Raw genomic sequence first — 16119 nt, forward strand, 5'->3', positions numbered from 1 at the left:
GGCCACGGACGACGCCGGCGAACGCCTCGCTGCTATCGTGGCTCTGGTCGACACCGGTCATTTCGAGGGCGCCCGGGCCCGCATCGCCGAGACCCTGGCGCGCCCCGGCTTGACCGCGCCGCAACGCCAGGCGCTGGAGTTCGAGCGCGAACGCATGCGCCGCATCCGCCTGGACTTCACCCTCGACGAAGCCCAGGCCCAGGCCAAGTTGCGCGAACAGATTCCGGACCTGCGCGCCGACGAGTTCGCCGCCTGGGACCGCGCCGGCCTGCTCGAATACCTCGTCATCGACGGCGACAAGCGTTACTTCCAACGCGCGCCGTCGAACCTGTTCCGGCTCAGCGAACAGGCCTTGGCGCGCCGCAAGCCAGGCGCCAAGCCGCTGAGCCATGGGCCGATGGAAGTGCTCAACGCCCATCACGCCGAAGTTCGCGACGCCGCGCTCGACAGCGGGCTCGCCCATGCCGCGCCGCGGCGCGTGCGGGTGACCCAGTCGCTGACCGTCGAAGCCGATGCGGTGCCGGCCGGCAAGACCGTGCGCGCCTGGCTGCCGTACCCGCGCGCCTTGCCGCACCAGCAGGAAGGCATTCGCTATCTGGCCAGCACACCGGCTCGCCACCGCATCGCCCCGGAGTCGGCCCTGCAGCGCACGGTCTATCTGGAGCAGACCGCGAAAGCCGGCCAGCCGACGAAGTTCCAGGTGCGCTACGAGCTGACCGTGTACGGCCAGTACCGCGCGATCGACCCCGAGCGGGTCGTGCCGGCGCCGGTCGACGAACGCACCCGGCCGTATCTGGGCGAACGCGCGCCGCACATGGTCTATACCGACGCGCTGCGCAAGTTCTCGCGCGAAGCGGTCGGCGAGGAAACCAACCCTTACCGTATCGCCAAGAAGCTCTACGCCGCGGTCGACCGCATTCCCTGGGCCGGCGCACGCGAGTACTCGACGATCTCCAACATCAGCGACTACGCCCTGCACGCCGGTCATGCCGACTGCGGCCAGCAAACCTTGCTGCTGATGACCCTGCTGCGCCTCAACGGCATTCCCGCGCGCTGGCAGTCGGGCTGGGTCTACGGCGACGACGGCTACACCAACATGCACGACTGGGCCTGGATGTACCTGGCGCCCTACGGCTGGATGCCGGTCGACGTCACGACCGGCCGCTTCGATTCGTCCGATGCGCAGCTCGCCGACTTCTATTTCGGCGGCTTCGATGCCTATCGCATCGCGTACAACGACGACTACGGCCGCGACTTCGTCCCGGCCAAGACGCACGAACGCTCCGAAACCGTGGATTCGCAACGGGGCGAGGTCGAGTGGGAAGGGGGGAATCTCTACTTCGACCAATGGGATTACGACTACGAGACACAAGTGCTGCCCGCCAAGGCCTGAGCAGGCGGAGCGGCGTCCATCATTCTGGGGAGGAAGTGCGGTATGAACGGCAAGACCTTGCGTAAGTCCGGGCTGTGCATGGCGATGGGGATCTGCCTTGCTTCGATGGCGCTGCAGCCGGCGCTGGCGGCCAACACCGACGGCTCGCTCGCCGGCCGGGTGACCGCCGGCGCCGAGGTCACGGTGCGCAGCACCGAGACCGGTTTCACCCGCACCGTGAAGGCCGACGAAAGCGGCAACTACCGCTTCCCGTTCCTGCCGATCGGCACCTATCAGTTGCAGGCCAGCAAGGACGGCGCCGCGGTCGGCGAGCCGATCGAGGTGGTGGTGAGCCTGGGCAACGAGGCCAACATCAACCTCGGCGACGCGACCAACCTCGGCGCGGTGCAGGTGATCGGCTCGCGGGTGATCTCGCCGGTCGACGTGCGTTCGACCGAGTCGGCGACCAACGTCACCAAGGCCGAGCTCGAACGCGTGCCGGTCGGCCGCGATGCGCAATCGGTGGCCTTGCTCGCGCCCGGCGTGATCCAGGGCCAATACGGCGGCGCCTCGTTCGGCGGCTCGTCGGTGTCGGAGAACGCCGTCTACATCAACGGCCTCAACGTCACCGACTTCTACAAGCGCGTGGGCTTCTCCTCGGTGCCGTTCGGCTTCTTCAAGGAGTTCCAGGTCAAGACCGGCGGCTACTCGGTCGAGTACGGCCGGACCACCGGTGGCGTGATCAATGCGGTGACCCAGTCGGGCACCAACGAATTCCGCTACGGCGCCGAACTGGTGTGGGAGCCGGCTTCGCTGCAGTCCAAGGGCAAGAACCACTACGACGCCGACGGCAATCCGTTCCGCATCGCCAGCAAGGACCAGTACGACCGCACCAACCTCAACGTCCACGCCTCCGGTCCGATCGTCAAGGACAGGCTGTTCTTCTACGCGATGTACGAGTTCCGCGACTATCAGCCGGAAAGCACCAACGACGCCGGCAGCACCTTCTTCAAGGGCAAGTCCGACAAGGGCTTCTGGGGCGCCAAGCTGGATTGGCAGATCAGCGACAAGCACCTGCTCGAGTTCCTGGCCTTCTCGGACAAGAACGAGACCACCACCGACAACTATCAGTACGACTTCGATGCCGGCCAGCGCGGCAACCGTTCCAACACCCAATTCAACGAGGCCGGCGGCACCAACTGGGCGCTGACCTACACCGGCTACCTCACCGAGAACTTCTCGATGAAGGCGCTGTACGGCGAGAACAAGCGCGACCGCATCCAGAGCAGCCTCAACGACATCGCCTGCGATGCGGTGCAGGACCGCCGCGTCGCCGGCCTGCCGCAGATCGGCTGCGTGTCGTCGGCGCAGATCGAAGTAGGCCTGGACAAGCGCGAGGCGGCGCGCCTGGACTTCGAGTGGCAGCTCGGCAACCACCTGCTGCGCTTCGGCCTGGACCGCGAAGTCAACACCTCCGACAACGAGAGCTTCTACCCGGGGCCGTCGCGCAAGTTCTTCCAGATCTACCCGACCCGCCCGGGCACCACGCTGGAAAACGGCGGCGTCGTGCCGGCCGGCGTCACCGCCTACGTGCGCGCGCGCCAGCAGGAAGTGCGCGGCAACTTCGAGTCGATCAACTCGGCGTACTACCTCGAGGACAACTGGCAGATCACCCCGGACTTCATGCTCAACGCCGGCGTGCGCATCGAGGGCTTCGACAACAAGAACGGCGAAGGCAACACCTACATCAAGATCGACGACATGGTCGCGCCGCGCCTGGGCTTCTCCTGGGACTTCAAGGGCGACGGCCGTTCCAAGGTGTTCGGCAACGTCGGCCGTTACTTCCTGCCGATCGTCAACCAGATCAACGTCAAGCAGGCCGGCGCCTTCCTCGACGAGCGCACCTTCTACGTGTTCAACGGCCTGGAGCCGTTCCAGTACAACGGCTCGACTTACTACCGCCCGATCCTGGGCGCGCAGATCGGCGCGGTCGACAACAGCCAGGGCGACGGCACCGTCGGCGACCTGCGCAGCGAGGTCGACGCCGATATCGACCCGGTCTACCAGGACGAGGCCATCCTCGGCTTCCAGTCGATGATCGACGACACCTGGTCGTGGGGCGTGCGCGGCATCTACCGCCGCCTGCACAACGCCATCGACGACATGGAAATCACCTCCAACGGCATCCTGTGCGGCGGCGAACCCGGCAGCATCGGCTACGTCATGGCCAACCCGGGCAAGGACGTCACCCTCTACACCGACACCAACTGCGACGGCACCAACGACGGTTTCGTCACCATCGACACCTCGCGCGCCGGCTGGGCCTTGTACGACGACGACGGCAACTACGTCGGCGAGCGCGGCTGGGTCAAGCCCAAGCGCACCTACCGCGCGCTGGAGTTCATGCTCGACCGCGCCTGGGACGACAAGTGGGCCTTCAATGCGTCCTACACCTGGTCCAAGAGCGAGGGTAATGCGGAAGGGCCGTCGAACTCCGACTTCGGTTTCGACAACACCGGCCGCACCGAGTCCTTCGACGACCCGTTCGTGAACTTGAACGGCAACGGCCCCTTGCCGAACGACCGTCGCCACCAGATCAAACTGCGCGGCGCCTACGCCTTCGACGACCACTGGTCGGTGGGCGCCACCTTGAATGCGCAGTCGGGCCGGCCGATCAACGCCTTCGGCAAGGGCAATCCGTTCGACGACACCAGTTACCACAGCTTCTACGTCTGCGTGTCCAACTGCACCGCCGATGCTTCGCAGCGCGTGTACGAACTGCGTCGCCGCGGTTCGGGCGGGCACCTGCCGTGGACCTTCGACATCGGTGCCAGCCTGAGCTATCAGCGTTCGATCGGTGCAGCCGACCTGCGGGTCAAGCTGGCGGTCTACAACCTGCTCAACAACCAGCGCAAGCTCGAAGTCGACGACGAGTTCGAGACCGGTATCGGCGTGCCGAACGAGTTCTATCGCTACGGCACCGGTTACCAGAGCCCGCGCTACGCCCAGCTGACCGTGTCCGTGGATTTCTGATGGTGTACCCGTTGGCGGCCCCGGGAGGGGCCGCCTTTCTTTCCCGCAGGGCCGTCCGATGCGACACAGACCCCGTTCGCCGGTCCTGATTTTTATTCTTGCGCTGCTCGCCGCGCCCCTGGCGGGCGCGGCGGCCGGACGTGTCGATGCGCCGGGCGCCGATGACGCGAACCGGCGAGCGCTGGACCGCATTTTCGACGACGCCATGGCGCGCTACCGCCTGCCCGGGCTCGCAATGGGCGTAGTCGAAGATGGCGCGGTGACCTATCAGCGCACGGCAGGCGAGTTGGTGGCCGGCGAGGGCGCGGCGATCACGCCCGACAGCGTGTTCAAGATCGCCTCGAACACCAAGTCGATGACCACCGCCTTGCTGGCGCGCCTGGTCGATGCCGGCAAGCTGCGCTGGGACGACCCGGTGAGGCGCTATCTGCCGGATTTCCGCATGCACGAGGATTGGGTCACGCGCGAGATGCAGGTGCGCGACCTGCTGATCCACAACAGCGGCCTGCGTGCCGGTGCCGGCGACCTGATGCTGTGGCCGGAGCCCAACACGTTCACCCGGGCCGACATCCTGCGCGGCCTGCGCTATCTCAAACCCGTACACAGCTTCCGCTCGCGCTACGACTACGACAATCTGCTCTACATCGTCGCCGGCGAAGTGGCCGCCGCGGCCGGCGGCGCGCCTTATGAAACCCTGCTGCGGCGCGAAGTGTTCGAGCCCTTGGGCTTGTCGCGCTGCCGGATCGGCGATTGGAGCCGCGATGCGGTTGGGGACGTCGCGCAACCGCACGTGCGGCGCGACGGCGGCAATGTCGCGGTGCGCCGCGACGGTGCGCAGATCGCGGCGACGACGATGGACCCGGCCGGCGGCGTGCGCTGCAGTCTGCGCGATATGACCGCATGGATCGGGGCCTGGCTCGACCCCGAGCGCGCAGGCGCCGACGGCAAACCCTGGCTGTCGCCGCGGCAGCGCGAGGAACTGTGGCGGCCGCAGATGGCGATGACGGTGTCGAAACGGCAGCGCGAATGGAGCCGGACCCATTTCGCCGCCTACGGCTACGGCTGGCGGCTCAGCGATACCGACGGCCGGCTCAAGGTCTCGCATACCGGCACGCTGATGGGCATGTACTCGTTGGTGACCTTGCTGCCCGAGCGCCGCAGCGGTTTCGTCGTGCTGATCAACGGCGAGGCCGGACAGGCGCGCAGCGTGCTCGACCAAGTCCTCAGCGAGCGCATCGGTGCGCCGGCGACGGCCCGTACGGTGGCTTATTACGCCGATGCGCTGGAGCGCGAGGCAGCGGCGCCGGCCGCGAAGCGCGCGCCGGATACCTCGAAGCGCACGGCGATACGCCCATCGACGCTGAGCGGCCGCCTGGGCGTCTATCGCGACCCTTGGTTCGGCGAGGCCTCGGTCTGCGCGCGCGGCGACGGCGTCGAGTTCGTTGCGCGCAAGTCGCCCTTGCTCGCGGGTAAGATCATGAGTGTCGGCGAGCGCCTGTTGCTCGACTGGAGCGCGGACGAAGTCGATGCCGAGGCTTGGCTCGACTTCGCGACTGCGACCGACGGCGCCGTCGCCCTGACACTGGCCAAGGTCGATCCCGATGCGGATTTCAGCTACGACTACGAAGACCTGGCGTTCGCGCGCATTGGCGACTGCCCTTGAGTTGAGCGCGGCATTGGCGCTCACGGCCTGCGCTACGCCGCCGGTAGTTCCGTCCAAGGCGCAAGCGGTCGCGCCCCAGTTGTCGCCTGCGAGCGATGCCGCCGGCGCCGGCATGGTCGAGATCCGATCATTGGTCTGGGACATTTCCTTGGACATCCGTTATGCCGGCCACGACAACTTCGTCGGCCGGCCCGTCAAGGGCTACGAGGCGGCCGGATGCTATCTGCACGAACGCGTCGCCCAGGCGTTGGCCCGGGTCGAACGCAGCCTGCGCCCGCAAGGGCTGATGCTGCGGATCTACGACTGCTACCGGCCGGTGCGCGCGGTTCAGGACTTCGTCGTCTGGGCCGGCGACCTCGACGATCAGAGCAGTAAGCCGCAGTACTACCCGAACCTCGACAAACGCGACTTGCTCGGCGACTACATCTCGCCGACTTCGGGCCACAGCCGTGGCGCCACCGTCGACCTGAGCCTGTTGGAGCTGCGCGAGGACCGCTTCGAGCCGATGGACATGGGCACGCCCTTCGACTTCTTCGACGAAACCGCGCATACCGCCTCGCCGAACGTGAGCGCCCGGCAGCGTTCCAACCGCGAGCTGCTGCGCTCGGCGATGCGCCGCGAGGGATTCGAGAATTATCCTTTGGAGTGGTGGCACTACACCTACAAGCCAGAACCGACGCCGCGCACGGCGTTCGATTTTCCGGTGAGGTGAGGGTTCCCGGAGCCGTTGTACCGCTGCCGTTTACGGGGGAGGGTGAGGGCCTCGCGCTGCCTCAACCGAATCTCAACGACCCGCCTCTGCAGCCGCCGGCAAGTACAGCTCCGCAATCCGCAACGCCAGGCGATACGGCTCGGGGTCGTTGCGGTTGCTCAGCAGGACCACGGTCAGGCGCCGCTGCGGGTAACGCACGATGACGTTGCGAAAGCCGATGCTTTCGCCGGAATGCCACAGGGTCTCGCCGGTGATGCGCCAACCGTAGCCATAGGCGACATCCGCCAAATCGGTGGAGGTATGCGGGCTGAAGGCCAGCCGTCGCGATGCGTCGCTGAGCAAGCGGTCGTCGTACAGGGCCGCGTCCCAGCGGGTCAGGTCGTCGATCGAGGAATAGATGCCGCCGTCGCCGAGCACCGCGCTGGTCGGGCTCTGGTCGGTGCGGGTCCAGCGGCCCTCGAAGCTGTAGCCGTAAGCGCGGTGCGCGACCTCGGACACGCCGCGCTCGTAGGCGACGGTATCGCGCATGCCCAGCGGCAGAAAGATGCGCTCGCGCAGGAAGTCCGCGTAGCGTTTGCCGGAAGCCTGCTCGACCGTCAGCGCGAGCAGGGCGTAGCCGCTGTTGCTGTAGCGATAGTCCCGGCCGGGGACGAAATAGGTGCGGTCCTGGCCTTCGAGGACGCGCAACACGTCGCGGTCGTGCATCTGGCGGTCGCGGTCGTCGAACTCCGGCGGCATGACGTCCTCGTAGTCGATCAGGCCCGAGGTGTGACTGAGGATCTGGCGCAGGGTGATGGCATCGGCGGCCTTGGGCAGCGACGGCAGCCAACGCTTGATCGGGTCGTCGAGACCGAGCTTGCCGTCCTCGACGAGCAACAGCACCGCAGCGGCGGTGAACTGCTTGCTGATCGAGGCCAGGCGGTAGTTGGTCTGCGGGGTTGCCGCGGCGCCGCTTTCGACCTCCGCCAGGCCGTAGCCGCGGCGTAGCACCGCCTGGCCGCCGCGCACCACCAGCAACGAAGCGCCGGGGCCCGTGCCGGCGTAGTCGCGCATCAAGGCGTCGACGCGCTCGGCCGTGGCTGGGTCGGCGCTCGCAGGATCGGTGGTCGAGGAAACCGGCGCGCCGGCGCAGCCGGCGATCAGGGCGGACAGCCCCAGGGTCAGGGTGAGCGTTCGCATCGGCCGATACTGCGACAGGGCGTGCGCGACCGGAAGTGCCTTGGTCTGGTTGCCGCGAAGACGGGAAGACATGGCTTTCGCCTACGCGGGGATGATGCCGGTGAGGGGGCGCGGCTGAAAGAGGTCCGCCCGGGATTCGATCCAGAACTGGAACGCTCCGGTCCCGGACCGGCGTCTGTCTATGCTTGCTATTAAATAGCGCGCTATGTAAATTGAGCGCCATGAAGAAGCCCGCCGCCCCCGCCAAATCGCCGCAGCCGACCCTGTTGCTCGACGACCAGCTGTGCTTCGCCCTGTATTCCACCAGCCTGGCGCTCAACAAGGTCTATCGAAAACTGCTGGCCAAGCTCGGCCTGACTTATCCGCAGTACCTGGTGATGATGGTGCTGTGGGAGCGCGATGAGGTGACGGTGTCGGAGATCGGCGAACGCCTGTTCCTCGATTCGGCCACGCTGACGCCGCTGCTGAAGCGGCTCGAAGCCGCAGGCCTGGTTACGCGCACCCGTGCCGCCAGCGACGAGCGCCAGGTCATCATCGAACTGAGCAAGTCGGGCCGCGCCTTGAAGACCAAGGCCCAGGGCATTCCGCATGGCGTGTCGTGCGCGGTCGAAGGTTGCTCTTACGAGCAACTGGCGCTGATCAAGCAGCAACTCGAAAGTCTGCGCGAGAGTCTGATCCGAAAAGGTTGATCGATGTCGGCGGTCCTCCGCCGGACGCATCGTTCGACTCTGTAAATAGTGTGCGATTGAATAGCTATCGATTTATTTCAAGCGGGCTTGTCGCCCTCCATCACCACCCCACCGGAGCCTCACCATGTCCATCGAAAAAGTCCTCTACACCGCCCACGCTCACGTCACCGGCGGCCGCGACGGCCGCGCCGTCTTCTCCGACAACGCGCTCGACGCCAAGCTGACCACCCCGCGCGAACTCGGCGGCGCCGGCGGCGACGGCACCAACCCGGAGCAGTTGTTCGCTGCCGGCTATTCGGCCTGCTTCATGGGCGCGCTGAAGTTCGTCGCCGGCCGCGAGAAGATCGCGCTGCCTGCCGACGCGGCGATCGACGGCAGCGTCGGCATCGGCCAGATCCCGACCGGCTTCGGCATCGAAGTCGAACTGAAGATCTCCCTGCCGGGCCTGCCGCGCGAACAGGCGCAGGCGCTGGTCGACAAGGCCCACGTGGTCTGCCCGTACTCCAACGCCACTCGCGGCAACATCGACGTGACCTTGACCCTGGTCTGATCGGCGCGGCGATACCGTGTCGGCCCACGATGCGGTCGATGCGCGACTGTAAGCGATGACGAACGGCCCGGTTGCGCATGCAACCGGGCCGTTTCCGTTCGAGCGCCGCGCCTGCGTCCAGCGACCCTGCGCAACGATGTCCGCTGCGATGTTGGTGGAAGTGTTCGATACCCCCGCACGGCTTGAAGAGGCTGCACGGTGAGTTTCGGTGAGCTACATACAGCTGTCTGAATACGGGTGAGCGAGCGTGAGTTCGCAACGCAGGCCGATGAATAAACTGCTACGCGATCGCACAGACTCGCCATGGCGTTTCGTTCTCTTCTGTCGCGAATCGGCTCACCCGCTGCACGCTGTCGATTGCCGCTGTCGTTCGTAGCTTTCGAAACAGGATCTCGTCGTTGTCGGATGGCCGGGCCAGCGCCCGGCCTCGTCGTTGGCACGGGCGTGACGCCGTTGTAATCGAAGGTCCTCGTCCTTCGACCGTCCCCTTCGTGCCAGCTTTGGCCTACGGAGAAACGGTTATGCCCGCAGATGCGCGTTGTCGTCTTCGCCTTCATCCCCTCAGCCGCGGCATCGCCCAGGCGATCCCGCTGCTGATCGCGCTGCAGATGTTCGCCGGCCAGGCCCGTGCCGCGTGCACGCCGGCCGCGCCGACCGACGGCGCAACGGTCAGCTGCACCGGCGTGCCGATCCTGCTGCCGCCGAATCCGAACAGTTTCCTCAGCAACGCCAACAATCTCGACGTTACCGTCCAGGCCGGCGCGATCATGAGCACGCTGCCGGGCGGCACCGCGATGAGTTTGGGCGGCACCGGCCTGACCCTCAACAACCTCGGCGCCATCGACGCCAATGCCGCCGGCTCGCTGGTGCTGGCGCGCGCGCTTGCGGTCGGTAACCTGGTCGCGCCGACCAGCGGCAACGTCGCCATCAACAACCAGGGTTCGATCGAAGGCACCTTCGACGGCACCTTCGGTCTCGGCGGCTCGGCGATGTTGATCGCCAACGCCGGCACCACCACCATCGCCAACAGCGGTTCGATCGGCATGAGCGCGCTCGGCCTGTTCGATCCGGTCAACTCGGTGGCAGTGGCGATCTACGGCGGCGGTAACGTCAATTTCACCAATACCGGCACGATCACCGGCCGCGTCGCCTTCGCCAGCCCGGGCAGCGGCGGTAACGTTTTCGTCAACGCCGGCACGATCAACGGCAGCGTCTCGCTGGGCACCGCGCTCAGCAACGACACCTTCGTCGCGGTGACCGGTTCCACGCTCGGCAATCCGCTGATTCCGCTGCCGCCGGTGACGGTACCCACGCCGACCGTGCCCCCCGGTCTGCTGACCTTCGCCGCCACCGGCACCGTGGACGCCGGCGTCGGCGGCTTCGACACCCTGGTGCTGCAAAACACCGTCGCCGGCCCCGGTTCCGGCACCGGCGGCAGCGGTTCGATCTCGGCGCTGCAATACCTCAACTTCGAAAACCTGACCGTCAACAGCGGCACCTGGACCTTGAGCGGCGCCGTGGTCAGCGGCAGCGCGACCCTCAACGGCGGCTTGTCGTTGTTCGACAACGCCCTGGCGTTCGGCACCGGTACGCTGACCGGCAACGGCGGCGCGATCGAAGCCTCGCTGCCGGGATTGACCTTGACGCAGAACGTCAACCTCACCGGCGGCTTGATCGTGCAAGGCGGCAACAGCCTGAGCCTCGGCGGCACCGTCGGCGGCGCCGGCGGCCTGATCAAGAACGGCACCGACACGCTGTCGCTGCTCGGCAGCAACAACTTCAGCGGCGGCCTCGCGCTCAACGCCGGCGGGCTCACTCTCGGCAGCGCCGGCTCGCTCGGCACCGGATTGTTCCTGGTCGGCGGCCCGGCGACGCTCAACACCGCCTTCTCCGGCACCTTGACCAACCAAGTGCAGCTCAACGGCGCGCTGACGCTCAACGGCGCCGGTGCGCTCACCCTTGCGGGCAATATCAACGGCGCCGGCAGCCTGACCCTGGGCAGCGGCGCGCTGGCGCTGACCGGCAGCAACAACTACAGCGGCGGCACCGTGCTGCAGGCTGGCTCGATCGATGTCGGCAACAACAGCGCGCTCGGCACCGGCACCCTGACCGTCAACGGCGCCGGCAGCCTGACCGGCGCGGCCGGGGTGACCCTGAGCAATAACATCGTGCTCAACAACACCCTCAACTTCGGCGCCGGCGGCAGCGGCGGCGCGCTGACCCTCAATGGCACGATCAGCGGCGCCGGCGGCATCAGCCTCGCCGGTGCGTCCGGGGTCACCCTCAACGGCAGCAATAATTTTTCCGGCGGCTTCAATCTCGGCGGCGGCGCACTGACAGTCGGCAGCAACACCGCCCTCGGCAGCGGTGCGGTCACCGTCAGCGGCGCCGGCTCGCTGGATGCCAACACTGCGCTCAGTCTGGCCAACAACTTCAATCTCAATGCGGGTTTGAACATACTCGGCAGCAACGACCTCGCCCTCAACGGCAGCATCGGCGGCCTCGCCGGTCTGACCAAAAGCGGCGCGGCCACACTCAGCCTCGGCAATGCCAACGCCTTTGCCGGCGGCGTCAATCTGCTCGGCGGCGGGCTCAGCGTCGGCACCGGCACTTCGCTCGGCCTGGGCACGTTGACGGTCAACGGCGCGGCGAACTTCAGCTCCACGGCCGCGGTCAACCTCGGCAACGCCGTGGTGCTGAATGCCGACCTCGGCATCGGCGGCAGCAACGACATCGCGTTCGGCGGCCTGATTACCGGCGCCGGCGGTTTGAACTACGGCGGCAGCGCCACCTTGAGCCTCAACGGCGCCAACGGCTTCGGCGGCGGTGTCGGTCTGGCCAGCGGCAACCTCAGCGTCGGTAACAATCTGGCACTCGGCACCGGCTCGCTCGATGTCAGCGGCAATGCCGGATTGAGCGCGGGCGTGCCCGGCATCGCCCTGTCCAACAACGTCAATCTGGGCACCGGCACCACGCTCGCCCTGAGCGGCGCCAACGCGCTCGCGCTCAACGGCACGATCGCCGGCGACGGCGGACTGTCGATCAACGGCAGCGGCGCTTTCACCCTCGGCGGCAGCAACAGCTTCGGCGGCGGTGTCTCGCTCGCCTCCGGCAGCCTGCTGCTCGGCACCGATGCGTCGCTCGGCACCGGCACGCTCGGCGTTACCGGCAATGCCAGTCTCGCCAGTACCGGCGCGGCCTTGAACCTCGGCAATGCCATCAACCTCGGCGCCGGCGCCGGCCTTACCCTCGGCGGCGCCGCCGACCTCAGCTTCGGCGGCACCATCGGCGGCGCCGGCTCGCTGATCAAGACCGGTGCCGGCGCGGTCTCGCTCAATGGCGCCAACAACTTCGGCGGCGGCTTCGACCTGCAGGCCGGCACGCTCAATCTCGGCACCGATACCGCGCTCGGCAGCGGCGCGCTGTCGGTCAATGGCACGGCCACGCTCAATGCCAGCACCGCCTTGAACGTAAGCAATGCGATCAACCTCAACGCCGCGCTGAGCATCGGCGGCGCCAACGATCTCGCCCTCGGCGGCAGCATCGGCGGCAGCGGCGGCCTGAGTTTCAACGGCCCCGCCACGCTCACGCTCAGCGGCGCCAACGCGTTCAACGGCGGCGTTGCGCTCGGCGGCGGCACCCTCGCGGTCGGCGCGGATCTCGCCCTCGGCAGCGGCGCGCTCAACGTCGGCGGCAACGCCGGCCTGACCGCCAGCGCGGCGAACATCGCCTTGGCTAATGCGATCAATCTCGGTGCCGGTACGACGCTCGCTATCAGCGGTGCCAACGCGCTCTCGCTCGACGGCAGCATCGGCGGCGCGGGCGGCCTGGCGATGAACGGCACCGGCACGCTCGAGCTCGGCGGCGCCAACTTGTTCGGTGGCGGCGTTGCGCTCAATGCCGGCATGCTGGGCGTCGGCAACAATCTCGCTCTCGGCACCGGCACGCTCAGCGTCGGTGGAGATGCCGAACTCACCGCAACCGCACCGGCCATCGCGCTCGGCAATGCGATCACCTTGGCGAGCGGCGCGCAGTTGGGTATCGGCGGCGCCAACGATCTCGCCCTCAACGGCACGATCGGCGGCGCCGGCAGTTTGGCCTTCGACGGCAGCGGCATCCTGACCCTCGGCGCCGCCAATACCTTCGGCGGCGGTTTCGATCTCGACGCCGGCACGCTCGCGCTGGGCAGCTCCACTGCGCTCGGCAGCGGCGCGCTCGATGTCGGGGGCAACGCCAACCTCAGTGCCGCGGTCGCCGGCATCGATCTGGCCAACACCGTCAACGTCGGCGCCGGCAGCGCGCTCAGCACGATCGGCAACAACGCACTGACCCTGAGCGGCACGGTCATGGGCAGCGGCACTTTGATCAAGGCCGGCAGCGCCGCGCTGACCCTCAGCGGCAACGTCGCCGGTTTCGCCGGTGGCCTGTCGGTGCAGGGCGGCACCCTCAACGTCGGCAATCCGATCACCGCCGGTTTCACCTCAGCGGCCGGCACCAGCGCCAACTTCAGCGGCGGCGTCGACCAACTCAGCGCGACCGGCGCGATCGCCGGCGCGGTCGATCTCGGCGGCGGCGACGACCGTTTCTACAGCAGCCTGGCGAACCTGGCCGGCATCACCGGCTCCATCAACGGCAACAGCGGCAGCGATACTTTCGCGGTCGGCGGCAGCGGCGAGGGCAGCTTGCCCTGGGCTGCGTTGATCGGCTTCGAACAGCTCAACCTCGCTGCCGGCGGCACCCTGATCCTGCCCGCCGGCGGCACCGCCAACTTCGCCAACAGCGCCATCGCCGGCAACCTGGTGCTCAATGGCAGCCTGACCGGCAACGCTGTCGTCGCGGCGGGCGGCGCACTGATTGGGGACGGCGCGTTGACCGGCGCGTTGACGCTCGGCGGGACCCTCGCGCCTTCCGGCCTGGCCGGAGCGACGAGTGCGGCCGGCGGCAACGGGTCGGTCGGCGCGTCGCTCAATGTCGCCAGCCTGACCTTCAATCCCGGCGCGACCCTGCAAGTGCGGCAGACCGGCGCCGGCGTCACCGACAGCGTGATCGTTGCCGGCACGGCGAGCTTGAGCGGCGGCCAGGTCGTGGCGATTCCGCAGGCCGGCAGCTACGCGCCGGTTACCGACTACCGCATCGTCGATGCGGGCGCGATCAGCGGCGCCTTCACCGGCGTCTCGCAGACCGCCTTGCCGTTCCTCGATGCGACCCTGGTGACGATCGGCAACGACGTGTTCCTGCGCTTGAGCGAACACGACGTCGGCGGTAGCGGCATCCGCTTCAACCAGTTCCCCGGCCTCAGCGGCAATCAACAGGCCGTGGCCAACGCCTTGCAGACGATCGCCGACGCCAACAGCGGTCAGTTGCCGACCTTGATCGCGGCCGCACGCGGCCTCAGCGCGGCGCAGGCACCGCGCGCCTTCGACACGCTCAGCGGTGAGACCTACGCCTCCATCGTCAGCGCCCAGCGCTACAACGCCGAGCAATTGCAGCGCAGCGTCGCCCGCCAACTCGACCGCGTGCGCGATGCCGGCGTCGAGGACGAGGACACCCTCGGCACCTTGTGGGCGACCGCTTACGGCGGCCGCGCCGAGTTCGACGGCGAAGGCCTGGCCGGCATCGACAACTCGCTGGCCGGTTTCGCGATGGGCCTGGAAGGTTCGCCCGGCGCGAACTTCCGTTTCGGCGGCCACGTCGGCATGGCCCACTCGAAGATGGAAACCGACCGTCGCGACGACCAGGTCGAAGCCGACCTGTTCAATGTCGGCATCCAGTGGCTGTATGCGCCGGGCCCGTTCTGGACCCAGGGTGCGGTCGGCTACAGCTACGCCAGCTACGACGCCGAGCGCGAGATCGCGGTCGGTACCTTCAACGCCCGCACCGATGCGCATTTCAGCGGCGACGGCGTGTACGGCATGCTCGAAGCCGGTTGGCGCTGGGACGGCGCGAGCCTGCGCATCGAACCCTTGCTCGGCGTTTACTACAGCAAGCTCGAAGCGATCCGCTTCAGCGAACGCGGCGGCGGCGACGCCAACCTGGTGGTGAACAGCGACAGTTTCGACGCCACCACCGCCGGTATCGGCGTGCGCTTCTCCGGCCTGCCCGGCCAGGGCGCACGCAAGTGGCAGCCGACCGCGGACATCCGTTATCTGCGCGACCTGCAGGACGACCGGCCGTTCGCGCGCAACGCCTTCGCCGGCGCGAGCGTGCCCGACTTCGGCGTCAACGGCTTCGTCGCCGAGCGCAATCGCTGGAACGTCGGCCTGGGCCTGTCCTACCGGCTCAGCCCGGTCAGCAGCGGCTTCATCGAATACCGCGGCGACATCGGCAGCGACGATCGCGCGCATTCGCTCAACATGGGCCTGCGCTTGGGTTGGGGCGGCAAGGCCGCGGTCGCGGCTGCGCGCGCGGCACCGTGGGCCGGTGCCCAGGCCAATGCGGGCGGGGTCGATCCGGCCGCTACGACCAGCTCGACTGCGAAGAAGGCATCGCCGGCACCGGCTGTCGCAGCGGCTGCGGTCGGTAGCGGAACCGCTGTGGCGGCGTCCCCGGCTTCGAGCGCGGGCACGACCGCGCCGACGGCTACGGCGCCGGCCAACTACGGCTATTGCCCGATCAAGCCCGCGGGCGCGTCGAAGGCCGCGGGTTCGGTCGCCAATGCCAAGGCCCGAGCCGCGCGGCCGATCTCCAAGAGCAAGCGTGTCGCTTCGCGCGGCACCGGCATCAAGGCGAAGCCACGTCGCAGTGCGACGCGGCTCGCCGCCCAGACACCGCCTCCCGCCCCTCCGTCGGGTGCGGTGGCCCTGCCGTCGCACTGGTGCGACGAGGCTTCGGCCCGGGTCGACTAGACCGGACCGATGCATCAGCGTCCCCGGCAGGGGGCGCTACTGGCTCCGGTACGCTGGACCGGAGCCAGTAGTCGCT

At 67.8% G+C, this 16119-nt stretch carries 8 protein-coding genes; 7 read left to right on the forward strand and 1 reads right to left on the reverse strand.

All coding sequences use genetic code 11. The annotated features are described in order from the left end of the window. Positions 1 to 814: 814 nt before the first annotated feature. From GLA29479_RS26150 to GLA29479_RS17340, 4 genes are read left to right on the forward strand one after another with little or no spacing between them, the layout of a single operon-like run. A complete protein-coding gene (locus GLA29479_RS26150) occupies positions 815 to 1393 on the forward strand; it encodes a transglutaminase-like domain-containing protein (protein WP_425599987.1) in 579 nt (192 codons plus the stop codon). A 42-nt stretch (positions 1394 to 1435) separates the two neighbouring features. Next, the gene (locus tag GLA29479_RS17330) at positions 1436 to 4405 is read left to right on the forward strand and encodes a TonB-dependent receptor (protein WP_057972335.1); all 2970 of its coding nucleotides are present in this window, start codon (positions 1436 to 1438) and stop codon (positions 4403 to 4405) included. Between the two features lie 58 nt (positions 4406 to 4463). After that, complete coding sequence (locus GLA29479_RS17335) at positions 4464 to 6068, forward strand: serine hydrolase (RefSeq protein WP_082638777.1); 1605 nt, start codon at positions 4464 to 4466, stop codon at positions 6066 to 6068. Beyond that, positions 6007 to 6780 (forward strand): M15 family metallopeptidase, encoded by a 774-nt coding sequence (locus tag GLA29479_RS17340; protein ID WP_082638778.1) that lies wholly within the window; start codon positions 6007 to 6009, stop codon positions 6778 to 6780. Before GLA29479_RS17335 ends, GLA29479_RS17340 begins: the two co-directional genes overlap by 62 nt. A gap of 72 nt (positions 6781 to 6852) precedes the next feature. Here the strand turns inward: GLA29479_RS17340 and GLA29479_RS17345 are convergent, their stop codons facing one another. Further along, positions 6853 to 7959 carry a serine hydrolase domain-containing protein gene (locus GLA29479_RS17345; protein WP_057973250.1) on the reverse strand — a complete coding sequence of 369 codons (1107 nt, stop codon included), beginning with the start codon at positions 7957 to 7959 and terminating at the stop codon, positions 6853 to 6855. A 221-nt stretch (positions 7960 to 8180) separates the two neighbouring features. Here GLA29479_RS17345 and GLA29479_RS17350 point away from each other — a divergent pair, with 221 nt between their 5' ends. From GLA29479_RS17350 to GLA29479_RS17360, 3 genes are all read left to right on the forward strand, one after another. After that, on the forward strand, positions 8181 to 8648 hold the full coding sequence (locus GLA29479_RS17350) for a MarR family winged helix-turn-helix transcriptional regulator (protein WP_057972336.1): 468 nt from the start codon (positions 8181 to 8183) through the stop codon (positions 8646 to 8648). Between the two features lie 124 nt (positions 8649 to 8772). Further along, on the forward strand, positions 8773 to 9198 hold the full coding sequence (locus GLA29479_RS17355) for an organic hydroperoxide resistance protein (RefSeq protein WP_057972337.1): 426 nt from the start codon (positions 8773 to 8775) through the stop codon (positions 9196 to 9198). A gap of 521 nt (positions 9199 to 9719) precedes the next feature. Next, complete coding sequence (locus tag GLA29479_RS17360) at positions 9720 to 16043, forward strand: autotransporter domain-containing protein (protein ID WP_057972338.1); 6324 nt, start codon at positions 9720 to 9722, stop codon at positions 16041 to 16043. Positions 16044 to 16119: the final 76 nt, after the last annotated feature.

The organism is Lysobacter antibioticus (assembly GCF_001442535.1).
GTDB lineage: Bacteria > Pseudomonadota > Gammaproteobacteria > Xanthomonadales > Xanthomonadaceae > Lysobacter > Lysobacter antibioticus.